This window comes from Variovorax sp. ZS18.2.2 (genome assembly GCF_024701975.1).
Taxonomy (GTDB): Bacteria; Pseudomonadota; Gammaproteobacteria; order Burkholderiales; family Burkholderiaceae_C; genus Variovorax.
The window spans coordinates 1,013,429-1,032,118 of record NZ_JANLNM010000001.1 but is presented as its reverse complement, the minus strand read 5'-3'; the positions used below and the strand labels follow the sequence as shown (position 1 = coordinate 1,032,118).

General features: G+C 67.7%; 12 protein-coding genes and 1 riboswitch. Of the genes, 4 read left to right on the top strand and 8 right to left on the bottom strand.

All coding sequences use genetic code 11. The features are described from left to right. Window positions 1-22: 22 nt before the first annotated feature. Both NU688_RS04900 and NU688_RS04895 read right to left on the bottom strand, forming a co-directional pair. The gene (locus tag NU688_RS04900) at window positions 23-2,881 is read right to left on the bottom strand and encodes a DUF349 domain-containing protein (RefSeq protein ID WP_257859402.1); all 2,859 of its coding nucleotides are present in this window, start codon (window positions 2,879-2,881) and stop codon (window positions 23-25) included. Between the two features lie 190 nt (window positions 2,882-3,071). Continuing rightward, the gene (locus tag NU688_RS04895) at window positions 3,072-6,893 is read right to left on the bottom strand and encodes a DUF748 domain-containing protein (protein WP_257859401.1); all 3,822 of its coding nucleotides are present in this window, start codon (window positions 6,891-6,893) and stop codon (window positions 3,072-3,074) included. Between the two features lie 601 nt (window positions 6,894-7,494). On the opposite strand from NU688_RS04895, the gene NU688_RS04890 reads away from it, so the two are divergent. From NU688_RS04890 to nrdR, 3 genes are all read left to right on the top strand, one after another. After that, entirely contained in the window at window positions 7,495-8,346 is an 852-nt protein-coding gene (locus NU688_RS04890; RefSeq protein ID WP_257859400.1) for a lytic transglycosylase domain-containing protein, read from the top strand. Between the two features lie 30 nt (window positions 8,347-8,376). Beyond that, window positions 8,377-8,502: riboswitch (ZMP/ZTP riboswitch) on the top strand. A gap of 41 nt (window positions 8,503-8,543) precedes the next feature. Next, window positions 8,544-9,788, top strand: a complete 1,245-nt coding sequence (gene glyA / locus NU688_RS04885) for a serine hydroxymethyltransferase (protein ID WP_257859399.1) — start codon at window positions 8,544-8,546, stop codon at window positions 9,786-9,788. A gap of 18 nt (window positions 9,789-9,806) precedes the next feature. Continuing rightward, window positions 9,807-10,250 (top strand): transcriptional regulator NrdR, encoded by a 444-nt coding sequence (nrdR, locus tag NU688_RS04880; RefSeq protein ID WP_013541926.1) that lies wholly within the window; start codon window positions 9,807-9,809, stop codon window positions 10,248-10,250. Between the two features lie 19 nt (window positions 10,251-10,269). Here the strand turns inward: nrdR and NU688_RS04875 are convergent, their stop codons facing one another. From NU688_RS04875 to pilV, 6 genes are all read right to left on the bottom strand, one after another. After that, window positions 10,270-10,830: a GspH/FimT family pseudopilin gene (locus tag NU688_RS04875; protein WP_257859398.1), complete on the bottom strand. Its 561-nt coding sequence runs from the start codon at window positions 10,828-10,830 to the stop codon at window positions 10,270-10,272. Next, complete coding sequence (locus NU688_RS04870) at window positions 10,827-11,237, bottom strand: type IV pilin protein (protein WP_257859397.1); 411 nt, start codon at window positions 11,235-11,237, stop codon at window positions 10,827-10,829. The genes NU688_RS04875 and NU688_RS04870 overlap by 4 nt, the downstream gene beginning before the upstream one ends. After that, window positions 11,234-14,965, bottom strand: coding sequence for a pilus assembly protein (locus NU688_RS04865; RefSeq protein ID WP_257859396.1), 3,732 nt, complete (start codon window positions 14,963-14,965; stop codon window positions 11,234-11,236). Before NU688_RS04865 ends, NU688_RS04870 begins: the two co-directional genes overlap by 4 nt. Window positions 14,966-15,080: 115 nt before the next feature. Continuing rightward, window positions 15,081-15,737: a PilX N-terminal domain-containing pilus assembly protein gene (locus NU688_RS04860; RefSeq protein WP_257859395.1), complete on the bottom strand. Its 657-nt coding sequence runs from the start codon at window positions 15,735-15,737 to the stop codon at window positions 15,081-15,083. Further along, on the bottom strand, window positions 15,734-16,714 hold the full coding sequence (locus NU688_RS04855) for a PilW family protein (protein ID WP_257859394.1): 981 nt from the start codon (window positions 16,712-16,714) through the stop codon (window positions 15,734-15,736). The genes NU688_RS04860 and NU688_RS04855 overlap by 4 nt, the downstream gene beginning before the upstream one ends. After that, window positions 16,695-17,288, bottom strand: coding sequence for a type IV pilus modification protein PilV (gene pilV, locus NU688_RS04850; RefSeq protein ID WP_257859393.1), 594 nt, complete (start codon window positions 17,286-17,288; stop codon window positions 16,695-16,697). The genes NU688_RS04855 and pilV overlap by 20 nt, the downstream gene beginning before the upstream one ends. Before the next feature lie 178 nt (window positions 17,289-17,466). On the opposite strand from pilV, the gene ribD reads away from it, so the two are divergent. Then, window positions 17,467-18,594, top strand: a complete 1,128-nt coding sequence (gene ribD / locus NU688_RS04845) for a bifunctional diaminohydroxyphosphoribosylaminopyrimidine deaminase/5-amino-6-(5-phosphoribosylamino)uracil reductase RibD (protein ID WP_257859392.1) — start codon at window positions 17,467-17,469, stop codon at window positions 18,592-18,594. Window positions 18,595-18,690 lie beyond the last annotated feature (96 nt).

Genomic DNA, 18,690 nt, shown 5'->3' with positions numbered 1-18,690 from the left:
ACCGTCCGGCGCGCTTAGTTACTTACTTGCGCAGCAGCGCCTTCAACGCGTTCTGCAGGCGACGCGCGCTCGCCGCGTCGTGGGCCGCGGCCAGCACCTTGCCGGCGTCCTGGCCCCAGGTCTGCACCGGCGCCGGGTCGCCACGCTTGGTCAGCAGCTTGAGCTGCAGGGCGCGACGCGCATCGAGTTGCTCGGCGGGCGTCGGCACTTCGGCGGCCATTTCCAGGCGCAGCAGGGCTTCGGCGGCATCGTTGGCAGCGGCCGTCGGCGCGCTGCCGATGGCTTGCGACCAGTTCGTGCGCACGGCCGGCGTGACCGCGCGACCCAGTTCCTGGACGCTCGGCAGGCGCGCGGCATCGCGCTGTTCCCAGGCGCCGAGCACCTGTGTCAGCGCTTCGCCGTGGGCTTGTGCGGCGAGCTTGCGCAGCGCCATGTCTGCACGTTCGAGCGCTTCGCGCTGGGCGCGGAAAGCGGCATCGCCCAAACGCGGGCCGCGGTCTTCGAAGCGCGGCGGACGATCGCCGAAACGACCGGCCGGTGCGCCGCGATCACCGCGGTCGCCGCGTGCATCGGGTCGCGGAGCGCCGCGATCACCGGGACGCCCCGGGCCGCCGGGGCCCGGCCGGCCGCCGTCGCGGCGGTCACCGAACTTGCCGCCTGCACGGCCTGCGGGCGCTGCGTCCGTCTTCTTGCTGCTGGGACGGTCGTCACCGCGCATGGCCACGACTGGCTTGGGCGCCGGCTTCGGCGCGGCGGCCTGCGCCGGGCTTTCGACAGCGGCGGCTTCGCCGGCGTCGTGCGCAGCGCCGTCGGCGCGTGCGGAGGCGTCGGCGCCATCGGCTGGTCCCACGAGGTCGGGCGTGTCAGCTTGCGCTGCTTCGGCTGGCGCGGCCGGCGAAGCTTCCGCGTCGCTCGGGCTCGGCGCCTGCTCAGCGCTTTCGCTGAACTCGGCAGCTGCTTGGCCAGGTGCCACGACTTCGGTCGCGCCGACCGACGGACCATCGCTGGCAGCGTTCGGCGCGGGCGGCGGTGCTTCACCGCGCAACGCGCCTTCGAGGCGGGCGATCGCCGCGCGGATCTTCTGCACGTCGCCGCCGGCATTGGCCGCATCGAGCGCCTTGGAGGCGTCAAGCACATGGCGGTCATGCTCGCTCATGACCGACGACGCCTTTTCGCGCTCGGCGGTCTTGCGGTTGAAGGCTTCGTCGATGGGCGCGCGGAACGCGTCCCACAGCTTCTGTTCGTGGCGGCGGTCGAGCGGCACGCTTTGCGCCTCGTGCTGCCAACGCTGTTGCAGCGCCTTGACGGCGTCAATGCGCAGCATCGGCTGGCCGCCGAGCTCGGCCGCCTCGGCGATCATGGCCTGGCGGCGTTCGACGCTGGCCTTCTGCGCTGTCTCGAACGGCGCGCGCGCGGCGCCGAAGGCTTCGTTCCACTGCGGCTGCAGTTCGGCGAACACCTTCTCGCCCACATGGCCGGCATCGCGCCAGCGGTCGGCAAACTGGTGCAGCGCGCGGTTGTGCGCCTTCAGGTCGGTGGCGCCGGCATGCTCGGCGGCCCAGGCCTTGACCTCTTCGATGAGCGCCACGCGATGCGCGCGGTGCTCGGCCGCATCGGCGCGCACCTTCTCGAGCCAGGCCTCGACCACCTTGTGGGCTTCGTTGCAGGCTTCGTCGAAACGCTTCCACAGCGCGTGGTTCGGTACGCCCCCCTGGTCGGACTGCTTCCATTGGTCGCGCAGCGCGCGCAGCGTTTCCTGCATCTTGCGGCCGCCGAGGGCCTGGCCTTCGGGGCGCTTGAGCAGGCCTTCGGCCTTGGCGACGAGGTCTTCGCGGACCTTGTCGGCGCTCCAGCGCTGCCAGCCTTCGAGTTCGCCGGCCGCGACCAGCGCGGCATGCACGCGGGCTTCGAGCGGCGCCTCGACCAGCTTGCCGTGCTCCTTGAGCACCGCGCGCAGCGCGGCAGCCGCACCGGCGCTGGCCTTGCCGTGGCCTTCGGCTGTTTCCTGTTCGAGCTTGGCGAGCGCGGCCTGCACGGCGTCTTGCGCCGCGGCGCGCACGGCCGGATCGATCTTGGGTGCGGCAGGCCGTGCGGGCGCTGCGGCCTTGGGCGCGAGCACCTCGCCGCGCGCGCTGCGCAGTTCGTCGGCCCATACGGGCACCGGCGGCAGCGGCGCGGCGGCATCGGCTGCGGCGGCGATGGCCTGTGCCAGCGCGCTATGGAACGCATCGGACACGACCAGCAGTTGCGACTTCGAGGCTTCCAGCTGCGGCGCGAACTTGGCGTCCAGGCTGTTCCAGTTGATGTCGGACGTGATATCGGCGGTCTGCTGTTGCCAATGGGTCACGTCGTTGCGCAGCGACTCCTCTGCGGCCTGGGCGTCCTGCCAGCCCTTGGTCGAGAGCACTTCGAAGCGCTGCGCCAGCAAAACGGCGGCTTCGCGGTGCACCTGGGCGCGGTGTTGCAGGTCTTCGATGCCCTTCACGCGCTCGGCCAGCTTGGCCTTGAGACTCGCGAGCGGTTCGCGCGAAAGCGGCGCGCCGGCCTTGGCGGCGTCGCGCTGCCAGGCGAGCGCATCGGCAATGTTGAGCTTGGACTGGCCCAGCAGCGCCTCGGCCTTCTGCGCCCATTCGGCGGCAATCGCCTCCTGGCCCTTGGCGCGCTTGAGCTCGTCGAGCTTTTCGCGCAAGAGGCGCGCCGCGCCCTTGTCGCGACCGCTCAGTTCCTTGAAGACTTCCTGCATTTGCTCGGATGCCGGGTTGCCCGCGAGCCAGTCGCGGATGCGCGCGGCGCGCTCGCCGGAAGTCGGCGCGGTGAAGGCGCCGCCGGTGAGCGTATCGAGGGCTTGAAGGTCGTGTGGCTTGGAAGAAGTAGAGGTCACTGCGCGAAATCGTTGTCTTGGTATGGAAAGCGAAGGCGCCGGCAAAGGCCGGCGCACATCGACATTTTCACCCACTTGCGGTGGACCGCCCAATTCCGTGGCGGAACGGCGGCCAATGCAGGTTGCGGGCTGGGAGATTAAACGGGACTACATATATAGCAAGCCGATGCAAAAAACCAAGTGGCCGTTCTCACTTCATGGTCAGTTTGAGTTCGGCGCCCGGCTTCCAGTCGGCGCCGCTGGCCGTGGTGCGCACCGCGCCCAGGAACAGCCGCTCGCTCGTCAGCTTCTGCGCCAGCAGGTAGTCGCGCACCGCGGCGCCGCGCTCCACGGCCAGTTGGCGCATCGACTCCTCGTCGACCGGCACGCTCGCGAACAGCAGGTTTTCCATTTCCTTGACCGGCAGGTCCTTGGCCAGGCCGACGAGATTGCGCGGCTTCGTGATGTCGGCGCGCTTGTACACGGCCGTCAGCAGCTCGGGGTATTCGGCGTCGGTGACCGGTGGCACGTCGGTGCCGGTCTGGCCGCCGCGCACCGCGACGCGGCGCTTCTCGGCCTGGGTCAGCTGGCGCACGCGCTGGCGCTGGTAGGCGTCGCGTTCCTTGTCGAGGCTGGAGGTGCCGACGACCGTCATCTCCAGCGTCGGCCGCTCGGTCAGCGCCTTGGCGACCTTGTCCAGGCTTTCCTTGGCCGCGGCGCTGAGCATCGAACTGCCCGCCTCGAAGGTGATGGCGCTCGATTCACCGCTGCCACCGCCGCCGAGACCGCCCGTGAGCAGGCTGAACGGCGCCGTCACGGCCTTGACGATCAGGTTGACCACGGCCTTCCAGATCAGCGGACCGACGCTGAACTGCGGATCGTTGAGCGAACCGCTGAGCGGCAGGTCGACGTCGATCACGCCGTTGCGGTCGGCCAGCAAGGCCACGGCCAGTTTCACCGGCAGGCTGTTGGGCGCGCCGGCGACTTCCTCGCCGAACTGCAGCTGGTTGAGCACCAGCTTGTTGGTGGCCGTGAGCTGTCCGTCGGGCGCGATCTTGTAGTTCACGTCCATGCTCATCTTGCCGCGCTCGATGCCGTGGCCCGCGTAGCGCACCGAGTACGGCGACAGCGGCGCCAGGTCAAGGTCGCGCATCTTGGCGGTGATGTCGAGTTCGAGCGGCTTGGCCAGCGGATTGAGCTTGCCGGTGATTTCCAGCGCCGCCGTCTGCTGCGCCTTGCCGCGCAGTTCGAGGTCGGCCAGCGCGGGCCGACCGCCCGGGCCGTTCGAGGGATTCGACGAGAAGGAACTGAGCTTGCCGGTCAGCTCGCTCAGGTCGGCCGAGTAGTTGGGCTTGACGAACAGGTCGGTGAAGTCGATCTTGCCGTTGACCAGGCTCATCGGGCCGAAGTTGATGACCGGCGTGGGGCCCGTGTCCGCGGCGGCCTGCGCCGTGGCGACGGGTGCAGCAGCCGCCTTCGCCAGTTCGGGGCTGCCGCCCACCATGGCTTCGGCCGGAACCGGCGCGCCGCCCGAGCGCTGCTGCGCTGGCGGCGCCCCGCGGGTCGTGGTGGTGGTGCCGCCCGGCCCCTTCTGGGTCTTGGCCTCGGCGGTCGCTGCTGCGGCGGCGGCACCTTCGGCCTCGCCTTTCTTCGTCAGGTTGAGCAGGTTGAGCCGGCCAGCCGGGTCGACGATCGCGCGGGCGAAGAAGTCGGTCAGCGTGGTCTCGCGCACGTCCACCTTTGGTGGAGCACCGGGCGCCAGGCTGACCTGCAGGCCGCGCAGGCTCAGCGTCTTCCAGCTCAGCAGCTGGTTGGTGTTGCGGTCGAAACCGGGCGACTGGGTCAGCGAAACGCTGTTGGCGCGGAAGTCGTCCAGCGCGGTGTCGCCCGCCAGCTTCACGGTCATGCCGGCCGGCGTGGTTGCGTAGTGGACCGTGCCGCGGTAGCTCGCGAAGGCGCGGCGGATGTCGACGTTGAGCGCGTCCGCGTAGTAGGCCTTGAAGGCGTGCGCGGGGAACGAGATCACCTCGAGTCGGCCCTCTGCCGCCAGCGGCTTGAGCACCACGTTGCCCTTGTAATCGAACTTGCCCGGATCGGAGCGCCCCGAGCCGATACGGCCCGAGACCTGCAGCGGCGACACGGTGTTTGTCTCGGGCGCGATCTTCTGGGCGTTCAGCTTGAAGGCCGTGACCTCGACCGTCACCGGCAGCGCGCCGGCCTTGTCTGAATAAGAGAGGCTGCCGTTGTCGACCGCCATGGTGGCGATGGTCAGTGCCCACGGCTTGGTGTTGGCGTCGGCCTTGGCCGATCCCGCGCCGGCCGGCTTGGGCGCCGCCACCTTCGCTTCGGCCGCGCCGCCGTTGCCGGCCGGCGTGCGCAGCCAGCGCTCGAACATCCAGCGCTTTTCGCTGTCGCGCTCGACGCGCACCTTGGGGTTGGTGGCGGTGAACGAGGCGATGTTCAGCGTGTGCTGCGTCATGTCGACCTCGGCATCGACCAGCTCGAAGCGGCCGACGCTCGCCAGCGCCGTCTTGGTCTGGGTCAGCGCCAGCCCGTCGGCGGCCAGCCGGCGCGCCTTGAACTTGAGGTTGGGCTGGTTCCAGGCAATGTCGATCTGCCCGCTGAGCTTGCCGTCGAGCGTGGGCTCCAGGCTCTGCGCCAGATAAGGTGCGGCCAGCGAGAGCGGAAGCGCGTCGACCTCGGTCTGCACGTCCGCCACCTTGTCGGTGGCGCTGCCCTTGAACTTGAGCGAGGCGCCGGCGATGGCGGTGCTGCCGTTGAACTGGGCCGGCTTCTCCATCGGCCAGGTGATGGCGGTGACGTCGAGCCCCAGGGCGGTCAAGTCGACCGCCGCCGCGGGCTTGACGGTCTCGTCGCGCCAGCCGATGCGCCCGCCGCTGAGCGCCACCTTGTCGACCTGCACCTTCAGCTTGGGCTTTTCCACCGTCTTGCCGGCCGGCGCGCTGGCTGCGGCGGCGGGAAGCGGGGCCACCTTTTCCGCGGCGCCGGTGGCTGGGTCGGTGGCCATCAGGTTGAGCTGGCCCGAGGCATCGCGCGCCACCACGAGCTGCGGATTGGCAAGCGCCACTTCGCTCAAATGGAACACCGATTCAAGCGGGCGAACGTCCGCCAGCGCGAGCTTGAGCGAGTCGAAGCCCAGCAGGTCGCGGCCTTTGGCGTCGCTCAGCTTGGCGCCGTGCGCCTCGACCGTGCCGTAGATCTTCAGGCCCGTCGTCGTGGCTTGCTGGAAGTCGATCTTCAGGTCGGCATCGAGGCTGCCGGCCTGCAGCCTCACCGGCAGGCCGCCAGGGATGTAGCCGAGGTAAGGCACGAGGTCCAGGCCCTTGAACTGCACGTGGGCGTCGGTCTTGCGGCTTTCTGCGAAGGGCGTGGTGAAGGCGGCCGAATCGAAGTTGCTGCCGTTGAGCACGAAGGCCAGCTTGGGCTCGGTCTTGACCTCGCGCTGCGAAGCCAGGTTGCTCAGGAAAGGCACGTTGAGCACGAAGTTGCGCAGCTCGTGCTTGCGCTTGACCGTCTGGTCGTCGAAGTCGACCGCGCCGTCCTTGATCGAGATGTTGTAGATCGCAAAGCGCGCCGGCTCGGCCTTGGGATCGGGCGGCGGGCCCGAGGCCAGCTTGGCGAGGATGTCGTCGATGTCGTATTTGCCGTCGGCCTGATGCGTGAGCAGGATCGCGGGCGACTCGACCGAGACCGCATCGATCACGGGCGCCAGGCGAAAGAGCGATTGCAGTTCGGCGTCGGCGTAGATGCGCTTGATGGCCAGTTGCGGCTGCTTGCCGTCGGCGGTGGCGATGCGCAGGTCGTGCAACGCGAGCTCGAGGGTCCAGGGCTTGAAGTCGATCTTGCCCACGGTGACCTGCCGGCCCAGCTTCTCGCTCGCGATCTTCTGAAGCTGGCTCTTGGCGATCGGCGGCACAACCAACCATGCGATGACCCAGAGGGCCAACAGAACCAGCAACGCGACGATCCCGCGTCGCGCCCATTTGTTTTGTTTGAGCGAAGCTAAATCCATCGCGGGAGTGTGCCGCAAACAGGCGCCAATGCAGAAACAAGAAAGCCCGGCAGCGCGACGGAATGTCTCGTTGCCGGGCTTGATGGCGGGCCTAACACCCAAGCCATCGATTCGCGCGACCGGAAGTCAATGGTTCCTGCCGTGCTGGCAGCAAGAGATTGCCGCCGTGGATCCTCCGTCGTTCGAGCCCTTGACTTGCACCTCGGACTGCCTGACTTCGGAAAAACGCCTGAAAACCCAGGCCCGTTCAGATTAGGTGCCGCACCCTCGCATTGCAAATCCAATCTCCCAAGGGATTTCCCGTAGGTCAAATGCCTCTGTACGGGTCGGATTTTTAAACATCTATTAGCATATGAAACGATTTCCTTATGCTTGACCGGGTATTTAGCAACGCTAGAATCCGGCCTGCCCCGACTGCCAGACGCAGCGGGGCCACCCCTGAATCCGCTGCCGAGAACTCCCCCGGCTTGATCAGGTCACCGCGCTCCTTACCCTACACCCTCCATGCGCGGAGCCTGATTCGTACCAATCCAAGCGCCGTTGCCTTCATCCATCGCCTCTCCAGGCGTTGCGAGCAGGTGCCGCACAGAAAGGAAGAGCGATGAACAAGGCGTTTGATGCCACAGCCCGCGGGCTGAGGACCTTTGTGTCCGATGTGGCAGACGGCTTTTTTGAAATCACCCATAACGGGTTCGCGTTGGTCGGTTTGGCCATCGTGTTTGCGGCCCTCGCCCTCGTGGCACGGCCCGATCTGCGCCAGACCGGCGAGGAACAGCTCATGGGCTGGCTGCAGTCGCGCAAACCCGCGCCTGAAGTCACCGACCTCGAGCCGACCGCCATCGAGCGCACCACGGCCGCGAGCCCTGGCGACCTGCCCAAGCAGCAGGCCGCCGTGGCGTACTGGCTGAGCAAGAAGTACAGCGTGGCAGCCGAACCGCTGAGCGTGCTCGTGGCCGAGGCCTACAACATCGGCAAGCGCACCAAGCTCGACCCGACGCTGATCCTGGCCATCATGGCCGTGGAATCCAGCTTCAATCCCTTCGCCCAGAGCCAGGTTGGCGCCCAGGGCCTGATGCAGGTCATGACCCGCGTGCACGGCGACAAGTACGAAAGCGCGGGCGGCACGCTCACCGCCTTCGACCCGGTGACGAACATGCGCGTCGGCGTGAAGGTGCTGCAAGAATGCATCTCCCGCGCCGGCTCGCTCGAAGGCGGCCTGCGCTACTACGTGGGCGCAGCCAACCTGGAAGACGACGGCGGCTACGCCAGCAAGGTGCTGGCCGAGCACGAACGCCTGCTGCAGGTCGCCAATGGCCGCGCACCATCGGTGCTGCCGCCCCGGCCGACCGTTCGCCCGCAGCCGATTCCTATCGTGGCGCCGACGCCGGCACCGATCAAGGCCGAAGAAGGCTCGGAACCCGCCAAGGTCGCCCTGCTTTCCGCCGTGTCCTGAAGCTGGCCTGGCCGGGTGTGAGCTACACTCGGCCCCGTACGCGACTGGCGATAGGCGCAGCACCTGAACAAGGTGCCACGCGCTGACGTGGAATACCACTGGGAAGCGTGCCGCCTGACCACAACAGGCGTTCAGCCGTTCGCCTGGGCAGCCCTTGTTTGGTTGAAGAACAAGGACCTCGTCTTCAAAGGACTGCCATGTACCAACGCAACATTCTGGTCGAACAGACCGATCCCGAAATCTGGGCCGCGATTCAAGCCGAAAACGCGCGCCAGGAACACCACATCGAGCTGATCGCCAGCGAGAACTACGCCTCGCCGGCCGTCATGGCCGCCCAGGGCTCGCAGCTCACCAACAAGTACGCCGAAGGCTACCCGGGCAAGCGCTACTACGGCGGCTGCGAACACGTCGACGTGGCCGAGCAACTGGCCATCGACCGCGTCAAGCAGATCTTCGGCGCCGACGCCGCCAACGTGCAGCCGCATTGCGGCGCCTCGGCGAACGAAGCCGTGATGCTCGCCTTCCTGAAGCCCGGCGACACCATCATGGGCATGAGCCTGGCCGAAGGCGGCCACCTGACCCACGGCATGCCGCTCAACATGAGCGGCAAGTGGTTCAACGTGGTGAGCTATGGCCTGGACGCCAACGAAGCCATCGACTACGACGCGATGGAACGCAAGGCGCACGAGCACATGCCCAAGCTCATCATCGCGGGCGCCTCGGCCTACTCGCTGCACATCGACTTCGAGCGCTTCGCCAAGGTGGCCAAGGACGTGGGCGCGATCTTCATGGTCGACATCGCCCACTACGCCGGCCTCGTGGCCGCGGGCGTGTACCCCAACCCGGTGCCGCACGCCGACATCGTGACCTCGACCACCCACAAGAGCCTGCGCGGCCCGCGCGGCGGCATCATCCTGATGAAGGCGCAGCACGAGAAGGCCATCAACAGCGCGATCTTCCCGGGTCTGCAAGGCGGCCCGCTGATGCACGTGATTGCCGCCAAGGCCGTCGCGTTCAAGGAAGCCATGGCGCCCGAGTTCAAGGCCTACCAGCAACAGGTGGTCAAGAACGCCAGGATCGTGGCCGACACGCTCACCGAGCGGGGGCTGCGCATCGTGAGCGGACGCACCGAAAGCCACCTGATGCTGGTCGACCTGCGCGCCAAGGGCATCACCGGCAAGGAAGCCGAAGCCGTGCTGGGCAGCGCCCACATGACGATCAACAAGAACGCGATCCCCAACGACCCCGAAAAGCCGATGGTCACCAGCGGCGTGCGCATCGGCACTCCGGCCATGACCACCCGCGGCTTCAAGGACGAAGAAGCCCGCATCACCGCGAACCTGATCGCCGACGTGCTCGAGAACCCGCGCGACGCGGCGAACATCGATGCCGTGCGCGCCAAGGTGCATGCGCTGACGAGCCGCTTCCCCGTCTATCGCTGATCTGCACGGCCCGACCGCATGAAATGCCCTTTTTGCGGTCATCTTGAAACGCAGGTCGTCGAGACCCGCGTTTCGGAAGACGCCGACTTCGTCCGCAGGCGCCGCCAGTGCAGCGCCTGCGACAAGCGCTTCACCACCTACGAGCGCCCCGACGTCAACTTTCCGGTGGTCGTGAAGAAGGATGGCAGCCGCGCCGACTTCGACTCCTCCAAGGTGCGCGCCTCGATGATGCTGGCCCTGCGCAAGCGCCCGGTGAGCATCGAGCAGATCGACACCGCCCTCTTGCGCATCGAGCAGAAGCTCCTGGCCAGCGGCCTGCGCGAAATCGATTCGACCAAGGTCGGTGAACTCGTGATGCGCGAGCTCAAGCGCCTGGACAAGGTGGCCTATGTGCGCTTTGCCTCGGTCTACCGAAGCTTCGAGGACGTGGACGAATTCCGGCAGTTGCTGCGGGACATCTGATTCCGCCGGGCAGCTTTCTTCAGCCGCCGCTTTCTCCCCTGGCGCACGCCCCCGAGCCGCAATCGCCGCTCACATCCGGATTGCAGACCTTCGCCCGGCCCGACGCCGAGACGATGACCGACGCCCTGCGCCCGGTCTCGGCCTTGAACGTCAGGCAGCCCGCGCTGAAGCCCGACCTGGCGGTCTGGCGCGAGAACCCGTTGCCGTCGTAGCGCAAGCCTTGCGCGAAGCCGCCGCCGAGCGTCTTGTCGATGCTCACGCCCTGCGGCAATCGATCGAAGCTTCGTAGCGTTTCCATTGGGGGCGATTCATCGGAGCCGGTTCGAACCACCCAGCCTTCGGACCAATCGCCGCCCACGAGCGCAGCCACCTCCACGCCCTGCGCGCGCTGGATGGCCTCCATGCGCGCAAAGCCCAGCGCTGAATTGAAGCCCTGCGCAGCCGTCGCGAGACGCTGGTTGAGCAGCATGTCGCGAAAACTCGGCGCGCCGACGGCCGCCAGCACTGCGACGATGGCAACGATCACCATCAATTCGATCAACGTGAAGCCGCTGAACGATGTCGTGTTGCCGCGCTTCATTGCCAGCACCTGCCGGGCAGCGTCCCGTCGCATCCTTTGCCACCCGTGCTGTCCACCCAGAGATTGCCGACGTGGGGGTCGGAGAACCCCGCCTTCAGCGTGGCCGTCAGCCGGATGCAGCCAGCGATGCTCCCTCGCCCTTCGCAATTGGCGCTCTTGACGATGTACTTGCCACCCACGCCGCCGTCTCCCGACTCGCCCTCGTAGGGCCGGTAGCGCCCCACCCGGGTGTAGAGGCGTTCCTGCTCCTGCATCTGCTGCATGAGCGCGGAACGCCCCTCGCTGCGCCAGCTTTTGCGCACGAAATCCATGTAGGACGGATAAGAGATGGCCGCCAGGATCGCGGCGATGGCCAGCACGATCAGCATCTCGATCAGCGTGAAACCGCGAAGCACCGGGGTCCTCATTGCTTTGCCCTCCGGTAGTCGGTGATCTGTCGCCAGTTCAGCCGTCCGCCGGTCTGGCCCACCTTGCCGTCGCCGACAGGTTGCGCGGTCGAGAGGCCTGCGCCCCGGCCGCTGCGCGCGCCCGTGCTGACGATGGCGAGGCGCTTCGTTTCGGGGCGGCGCCCGAATGCATCGGTCGCCCCGAAACCGGCCGTGCCCACCCGCACCAGATGCGGCGCCCCCAGCATGCCGGCGCTCGACGGCACGCAGGTGCCGCCCTGCGAGAGCCCCGTCATCGCGTTCACCGCGCAGGTGCGGCCGCCGCCGTCTGCACTACAGGCGCTGGAATCGGGAATCAGCGTGTTGAAGAACAACTGGCCGTCGCCCAGCACCGGCTTGAAGACCAGCCGCTCGCCCCGCTCGGGCCCCGCCGGCAGGTCGAAGTACCAGCCACGCCGGGCATTCGTCTTGCCGTCGAACGCGCCGTACACGAAGGCATCGCCGGTGACTGGCGGGAATGCCTGCCCATCGACAGCGCCGGTCTTGCGCTGCTGCAACTGCGTGCGCGCTTCGCCGGCGGGAATGGCCACGCCGTTGTCGTACACGCCGTACATCGTCTGCACGCCCCGGCTCGAACGCCCCAGGTCTTCGGGGCTCACGAACTTTCCGGTTCCGAAGAGCACGATCGCGCCGCCCGCCGGCCCCACGCCGACCTCGGGCGCAACGGTGATCGGCTGCCGCTTCGCATCCGCGCCGCTGCCGGCCATAGCGACCATCAGGGGTTTGTCGTTCAGCGCCAATGCCCTGGCGCCCCACGGGGCATTGCCCGAGAAATCGAACTTCCACAGATTGCCCTGCGTGTCGCCTGCGTAGAGAAAGCGCGTGGCATCGTCCGCGCCCGCGTAATCGCCCGGCGTGCTCAAGGCATTCACGAGGTTCTTGTCCGCGGGGGCCGGCAAGACGATCTTGTAGTAGTTGGTGTTTTGCTTCCAGGCTTCGCCTGCGGCCTTGTCCAGCGAAAGCAGGAACAGTGCGGCCTGCTTGTCGGGATTGGCGTTGTTGAAGCCCGAGGGAACGACGGCAAACCAGCCATAGGCAGCCGCCCGGGTTCTGGTGGCTGCCGCGGTTCGGAACTTCATGATGCGCGGCGCCTGGGTCACGTGGCCCATGTCGTCGTCGTACGCGCCGCTGAATTCCCAGAGCACCTTGTCCGCCGAGAACGCCGCCGGGTCCGTCACGTCGAGCGCGAAGACGCCGGTGGCGCCGCCGCCATGGCCGGAAACCAGCACGGTTTTCCACGCGCCGTTGGCCATGCGGGCATCGCCGACGACGGGCGTTCCGTCGACGTAGCTGCGGTGCACATAGTCCGGCGAGGTGTAGGCGGCCAGCCGCGCGAACATGATGCGCGGCACGTAGGCGAAGAGTTCGTTCCCGGTGCGGGCGTCGAAGGCATGCAGCATGCCGTCGTTGGCGCCGACATACACGACGGGCGACCGGCTGCGATGAGCAGCCACGAAACTGTCGTGCCCCGGTTCCTGGATCGCGGGGCCGGGTGCTCCGACATGCACCGGGTTCGAATTGATCACATCGCCCATGACCGAGTCGCGCTCGCGAAAAATGCCCTGCGGCGCGGACAGCTCCCTCCGCCGATCCCCACGCAGATAGGCCAGCCGCTCGGCGCCCAGGCCGTCGGTGGTTTCCGGCACGGCATAGGGCGTCACGTTCAGCCAGCCGCGCAGCCCGTTGTCGAGCGCCTCCCATTGAAATGGCGTGCCGACACCGGCCGTCGAGAGCGTGAAGATGCGCCTGCTCGAAACATCGCGCGCGGCCACGGGAGGCACGGCGTTCGGGTTGCCGGTCAACAACTCGCCGGCATCCCAGTCGGGCTTGTCGGCACGCTGCACCGTACCGGTCGCCGCATCCGGTCGGAGCGGATACGACAGCAGCGTGCCGGACCAGCGTCGCCCGTTGAACTGCGGCTCGTAGAGGCTCGCGCCGGCCTGCGCGATCGTGTTCGACGACATGGCACTCCCCGCCGTGACGCCACTGGCCGGGGCCACGGCGCGCAGGAAGATTCGGCGGATGGCCTCGGTCATCTGCGCCGGTTCGCCGGCCAGGAAATAGTTGGCGGGCTTGGGCTGGTTGTCGCTGTCGAGGCCCTCGGCCCATTCGGAACCGCCACCCGACGCCAGGAACGGATTGCCGTCGTCGTTGCTGTCGGAAAAACCCCCGTACTTCGCGGCCAGGTAGAAGACGCTGCCGCGTTGCTTCTGCCCAATGGCGCTCGCACCGCCCTGCCCCATGTCGATGGCGAAGGTCTGCACGCGCGAGCCGGGATGGTCGCTGCGGATCTTCTGCGTGCGAGCCCAATACGCAAGGCCTGCCATCCCGAACGAGCCCTTGTCAGCGCCGGTTTCCGCGCTCGCGATGTCGGCCGAACTCAAGGGCGCACCGCCCTTGTAGTTGAACGCCCGCGGCCCCTCGTTGCCACGGGTGGTGAGACCCGCCTTGCCCGAAGGGTGGACGTAGGCAAGCGCCTCCCTGTTTTCGAAGGCGCCAACCAGACCTGTCCAGTAGGCCGTGTCGGGCTCGTGGACTGCGATGTTGAAGCTGCGATCGAAATCGCCGATGGAGTTCCCCCTCGACATGCCGGGCAGCGAACGGTCGTAGTGGGTGTCGGCATCGCCGATCACCAGGACATCGTTTCTCTGGCAACTGACGGCAATGGGGTCGCCATGGCTTCGGGGGTTGTCGCTACCGGCTATCGCCTGCGGCGTCGGCGCCTTGCCCTGCAGGTAGCGCAGCGACTCGTAGTAGAGCTCGCCTGCAGGATCGAATACGCTGTACGCGCCTTGTCGGACGCTGTTGCGCCCGAAGCGGTTGATGGCGTTGACGACACCGGGGCCCTCCGCCGTGTCGGCCTTGAACACGCCCGTTGTCGCATTCCACTCCGCCTGTGGGTTGTCGACCATGTCGAAGGCCGCGTCGACCTTCCTGGGCCCGACGTGCTTCATCGGTGCGCGCAGCACGCCGCCGTAGCGTGCGGGATCGTCGTCCGGCAGGTAGCCGAAGACGGAGAACTTCATCCGGCCGGCATAGCGCTGGATCGCACCCACGGGCTTGGAATTGCCATCCGGATATCTGGCGCACAGCCCGGGACGAATCGCAGCCTCCGCCGCCGCGCACACCTCGACGCGCGCGATGTAAGGCGTGCCGCCCGGTGCCGTGCAAGTGCCGGCAGCGGCAGGCCCGACGACGAACCGATCGAGGCAGCTGTTGAAGTGCAGCGTGTCCGTTGCAAGCACCGCGCCGCGCGCGCCCGTGACGAGCGGCGTCAGCCTGTTCAGGTTGCCGATCACCGCCTTGCCGGGGAAGTGGGCGCTGCGATGAAAGTCCTCCGGCAACACCGCACGCTGCAACACCGTGCGGCCCGGCTCGTCGATCACGCGGTCGCCGCCCGTCAACGCGAGGCGCACCCCGTCGAGGGACGACGACAGCGCCCAGTTCAGCAGGTTGCCGCTCCACTGGTTGGCGCAGGCGATTTCTCCACCACCGAGCCTCGTTGCGGTGGACGAGCGCTTGAAATAGCCGTCGCCCGACGTATAGCTGTAGCAACCCATCGCGTCCCAATAACCGCCGTAGGTTTTCTTCGCGTCGAAGCTGTCGCGGTACGCAGCGCCGGCGTTCGCGCGCTTCAGCGAAAGATCGATCACCAGCCCCGGGTCGGCGCGTGAAGCCAGCGAAAACATCGGCTCGCTCGGAAGCTCCGTGTCAGCTGCGGCAGCCGTCGTCGCGGCATGGGCGCATGCGACGGCGCAGGCTGCCATCGCGCAAATTCGAAGAAAGCGCATGAAGGTCCCGTCTTCAGGAAGGGCAGCCAGGGCTGGCCGCCGGTTTGTACAAAGTGGTCTGCAGCACGACCTGTGTCTCTTCCTGCATGCCGTAGCCGATGGCCGTGACGCGAAAGATGTAGCTGGCGTCCTGGGCGCTCGCGCTCTGCAGCACATTGGCCTGCAAGCCGCCGCGGCTGCGAACGGCTTCCACGATGTAGCGCGGCGCGCGAGCTGGCAGCGCACCGGCGCGGCTGCCCGTGGCGGCATCGCCGCTGAAGTAGGTCTGGCCGGTGAAGGTGCCGTAGGCAACCGACTTGCCGCTCCCGGCCGAAAGGTCCGTGGCCATCCATGCGGGATCGGTGCCCGGCTCGGCAGTTGCACACAGCCCCTGCTGCTCGCCGTCGCCACCGCACCCTGCGACGAAGGCCGTCGCATCCTGGCGATTGAAAAGGCAGAGGCGTTGCCGTGTGTTCTCGTTGGGCCCGAGCACATCGGTTTCGGCGTCGACGAGCGCAGCCTCGGCCGCCTGGAATGCCACCTCGGCATCGCGGTCGTTGCGGGCGCTGCGCTCGTTGACCAGCGAGACCTGCGCCGCACCGACGCCCAGCACCATAGCCACGAGGAGAAGCAACAGCACGACGATCAGCGAGAAGCCCCGCTGCTGCGGCGAACGACGGCGCGGGCTCACGATGCCGGCGCCTTCATCGCATTGCGCAGCATGACCGTGAAGGTCGCCACGCGCCGCAGCCGGCCATCGGCCGCGGGCCTGAAGCTCAGCTCGGAGAAATCAGTGCCCAACGGATAGAGCACCTCCTCCGCCTCCAGGCGCCCGCCCCCGGGTTGCGCGCTGCGCGCCACCATGCCGATGCGGAGGCCGACCACCTTGCGCCATTCGTCGGCGACCCTGTCCCCGGAGGCGGCCATGGCCTCGAGATGCGCGGCGTCCAGCCATTGCTCGGGAACGCCGTTGCCATCGGCGTCGTGGCCATAGACGACCTTGAACACCTCGATGCCGCGCGCCAGGGGCTGCGCCCTGAACGCCCCGCCTCTGGCGCTGCGGTACTTGCAGTAGAGCTCGGGTTCCTTGTCCGTGGCTTCGGCGACATAGAAAAAACTCCAGGCGCGGTCCGCGGACACGGGTATGTCAGCCGCCGGACCGGGTTGGGCGAAGCCCATGCAATCGATCATCGTGCCGTCGGGCTCGGTGCCGTCGCCTCCGGCCCGGCTGCGGCCGAAGAAACGGACCCGCAGGGAATCGCTGGCGTTGATGCCGCGCGTGCCGTGCGCGCCGTAGCTGTCGCCGACGCCGCTGACGCGGGTGTCGCTCGCGCCGACGATGTCGAGGTCGGCGGGATCGTTCGACGTTGCTGTGGTGCCCGTGCTGCCGGCTGCGCTTTCGGAGCCCTGCGGTCCCCGGGCTTCGGGCGCGTGGTCGGAATAGCCCGCCTGCCGCACGACGCTCCTGACGACGAAGCCCGCGAACCTCAGCGACTCCTCCACCGCCTGCGCATCGGCATCGGCCGTGAACAAGCGCTGGCTGGCGACAAACGCGACCGTGGCCGCGAGCACGACGATCAGCGCAACGGCAGTGGCGACCAGCAGCTCGACCAGCGTCACCCCGCGTTCACGCACGCGGCCGGCGAACTCAGGAACCCGCCTGGCCATCGCGCACCTCCCCTGCGACCAGCTGCATCACCAGCCGCGGCGCCGACGATGAATCCGCCTTCGCACCGAGGCCGGCGCGAGGCGTCCAGCCGAGCTTCACGACGACGGTGCGGCCCGTCTTGCTGCATGTCCATGTGTACTCGTCGGCCGCCGCATTCCACGGGGTCTCGTCGAAACACACGCTCAGGCGCGCCTCGGGCAGCGCCTTGGCGATGCGGCGCTGCCACTCGTTCATGTCCCATGCCGCGAGGTCCGCCGTGCTGCAGACTGCGCCGCCTCCCACGCAGGCCACGCCGGCGGAAGCGGTTCCCGATGCGCCACCCTCACGCCAGTCTTCGACAAGGTAGGCATTGCCCGCATCGTTGCGCGTGGCGATGCCCTTGTTCATCCGCACCTTCTCCGACAGATCGCGCGCCAGATTGAGCGCCGCCGTGAAGGTTGCCGACTCGTTGCTGGTGCGCACCGACGCCAGCAGCATGCCGATCGTGCCGAGCAGTCCCAGGCTCAGCACGACGATGGATACCAATACCTCCACGAGCGAAAAGCCCGCGGCCCGATGCTTCGTTGAAGCCATGTTCGATGTCCTCCCTGATCTGCTGCAACTTGTGTTGCTTCTTTATTCCCGCCATCGAACTTCGAGCGTAGAGGCCGCTTGCGACTGGGCGCGCACCGTTCATCCGCATCGGTATGCCGCTCGTATGATCGAACGGCACCGGTGTTAAATTTTTCCCCGTCCCGCCTCTTTCATTCCCATGCCCTCACACGAACAAGACGCGCAGCACATCGCGATAGCCTTGCGCCTGGCGTCCGGCGCCTTGCTGCTGACCGATCCGAACCCGCGCGTGGGCTGCGTGCTGTGCGATGCCGATGGGCGCGTGCTGGGCCAGGGGCATACGCAGAAGGCCGGCGGTCCGCATGCGGAAGTGATGGCGTTGCGCGATGCGGCGGCGCAAGGTCACTCGGTCGAAGGCGCGACGGCGTACGTGACGCTGGAGCCCTGCTCGCACCACGGCCGCACCGGGCCTTGCTGCGACGCGCTGATTGCAGCGGGTATCGGGCGGGTCGTGGCGTCGTTGGCCGATCCGAACCCGCTGGTCGCGGGCCAGGGCTTCGAGCGGCTGCGTGCGGCGGGTGTCGAGGTCGAGGTCGGTCCTGGTGCCGAGGAATCGCGTGAGCTCAACATCGGTTTCTTCAGCCGCATGGTGCGCAAGACGCCGTGGGTGCGGCTCAAGGTGGCGGCATCGCTGGACGGCAAGACGGGCCTGGAGAACGGCGTGAGCCAATGGATCACCTCCGAGCCTGCACGTGCCGATGGCCATGCCTGGCGCGCCCGCGCGAGCGCCGTGCTGACCGGCGTCGGCACCGTGCTCGAAGACAACCCGCGCCTGGACGTTCGATTGGTCGAGACGCCACGCCAGCCGCATCTGGTCGTGGTCGACAGTCGCCTCCAGACGCCGCCGGACGCTCACATATTCATAGCAGGTCGCCCAGTCTGGATCTATGCAGCCGCGCGGGACGAAGCCAAGGCTGCCGCGCTGGAAGCCCGCGGCGCCACGGTCACTTGCCTGGCCAACGCCGACGGCAAGGTCGATCTGGACGCGATGCTGAAAGATTTGGCAGCGCGCGGCGTCAACGAACTGCACGTCGAGTCGGGCCACAAGCTCAATGGCTCGCTGATTCGGGAGGGCTGCGTCGACGAACTGCTGGTCTACCTCGCGCCGAAGCTGATCGGCCAAGGGCTCGACATGGCCAGCCACATCCACGCGGACGGCCCGCTCACCGCGCTGACAGGCGCCATGCCCCTCGAATTCCGGTCCATCGACATGCTCGGCCCCGATATCCGAATCCTCGCCCGGGTCCGCGAAAAAGACGCCTTCTGAAGAGGCGGATCGCGGCGGCCGCCGCCGGGCCGCCCCAAGGCGAGCCGGGCCTCCCCCTCGGGGGGTGGCGAATTACATGGTGCGAAGCGCCATGAA

Excerpts from the sequence above, each read along its gene's own strand:
- NU688_RS04895 (WP_257859401.1), bottom strand. The coding sequence starts at position 6,893 with ATGGATTTAGCTTCGCTCAAACAAAACAAATGGGCGCGACGCGGGATC.
- NU688_RS04890 (WP_257859400.1), top strand. The coding sequence starts at position 7,495 with ATGAACAAGGCGTTTGATGCCACAGCCCGCGGGCTGAGGACCTTTGTG.
- glyA (WP_257859399.1), top strand. The coding sequence starts at position 8,544 with ATGTACCAACGCAACATTCTGGTCGAACAGACCGATCCCGAAATCTGG.
- nrdR (WP_013541926.1), top strand. The coding sequence starts at position 9,807 with ATGAAATGCCCTTTTTGCGGTCATCTTGAAACGCAGGTCGTCGAGACC.
- NU688_RS04875 (WP_257859398.1), bottom strand. The coding sequence starts at position 10,830 with ATGAAGCGCGGCAACACGACATCGTTCAGCGGCTTCACGTTGATCGAA.
- NU688_RS04870 (WP_257859397.1), bottom strand. The coding sequence starts at position 11,237 with ATGAGGACCCCGGTGCTTCGCGGTTTCACGCTGATCGAGATGCTGATC.
- NU688_RS04865 (WP_257859396.1), bottom strand. The coding sequence starts at position 14,965 with ATGTTTTCGCTGGCTTCACGCGCCGACCCGGGGCTGGTGATCGATCTT.
- NU688_RS04855 (WP_257859394.1), bottom strand. The coding sequence starts at position 16,714 with ATGGCCAGGCGGGTTCCTGAGTTCGCCGGCCGCGTGCGTGAACGCGGG.
- pilV (WP_257859393.1), bottom strand. The coding sequence starts at position 17,288 with ATGGCTTCAACGAAGCATCGGGCCGCGGGCTTTTCGCTCGTGGAGGTA.
- ribD (WP_257859392.1), top strand. The coding sequence starts at position 17,467 with ATGCCCTCACACGAACAAGACGCGCAGCACATCGCGATAGCCTTGCGC.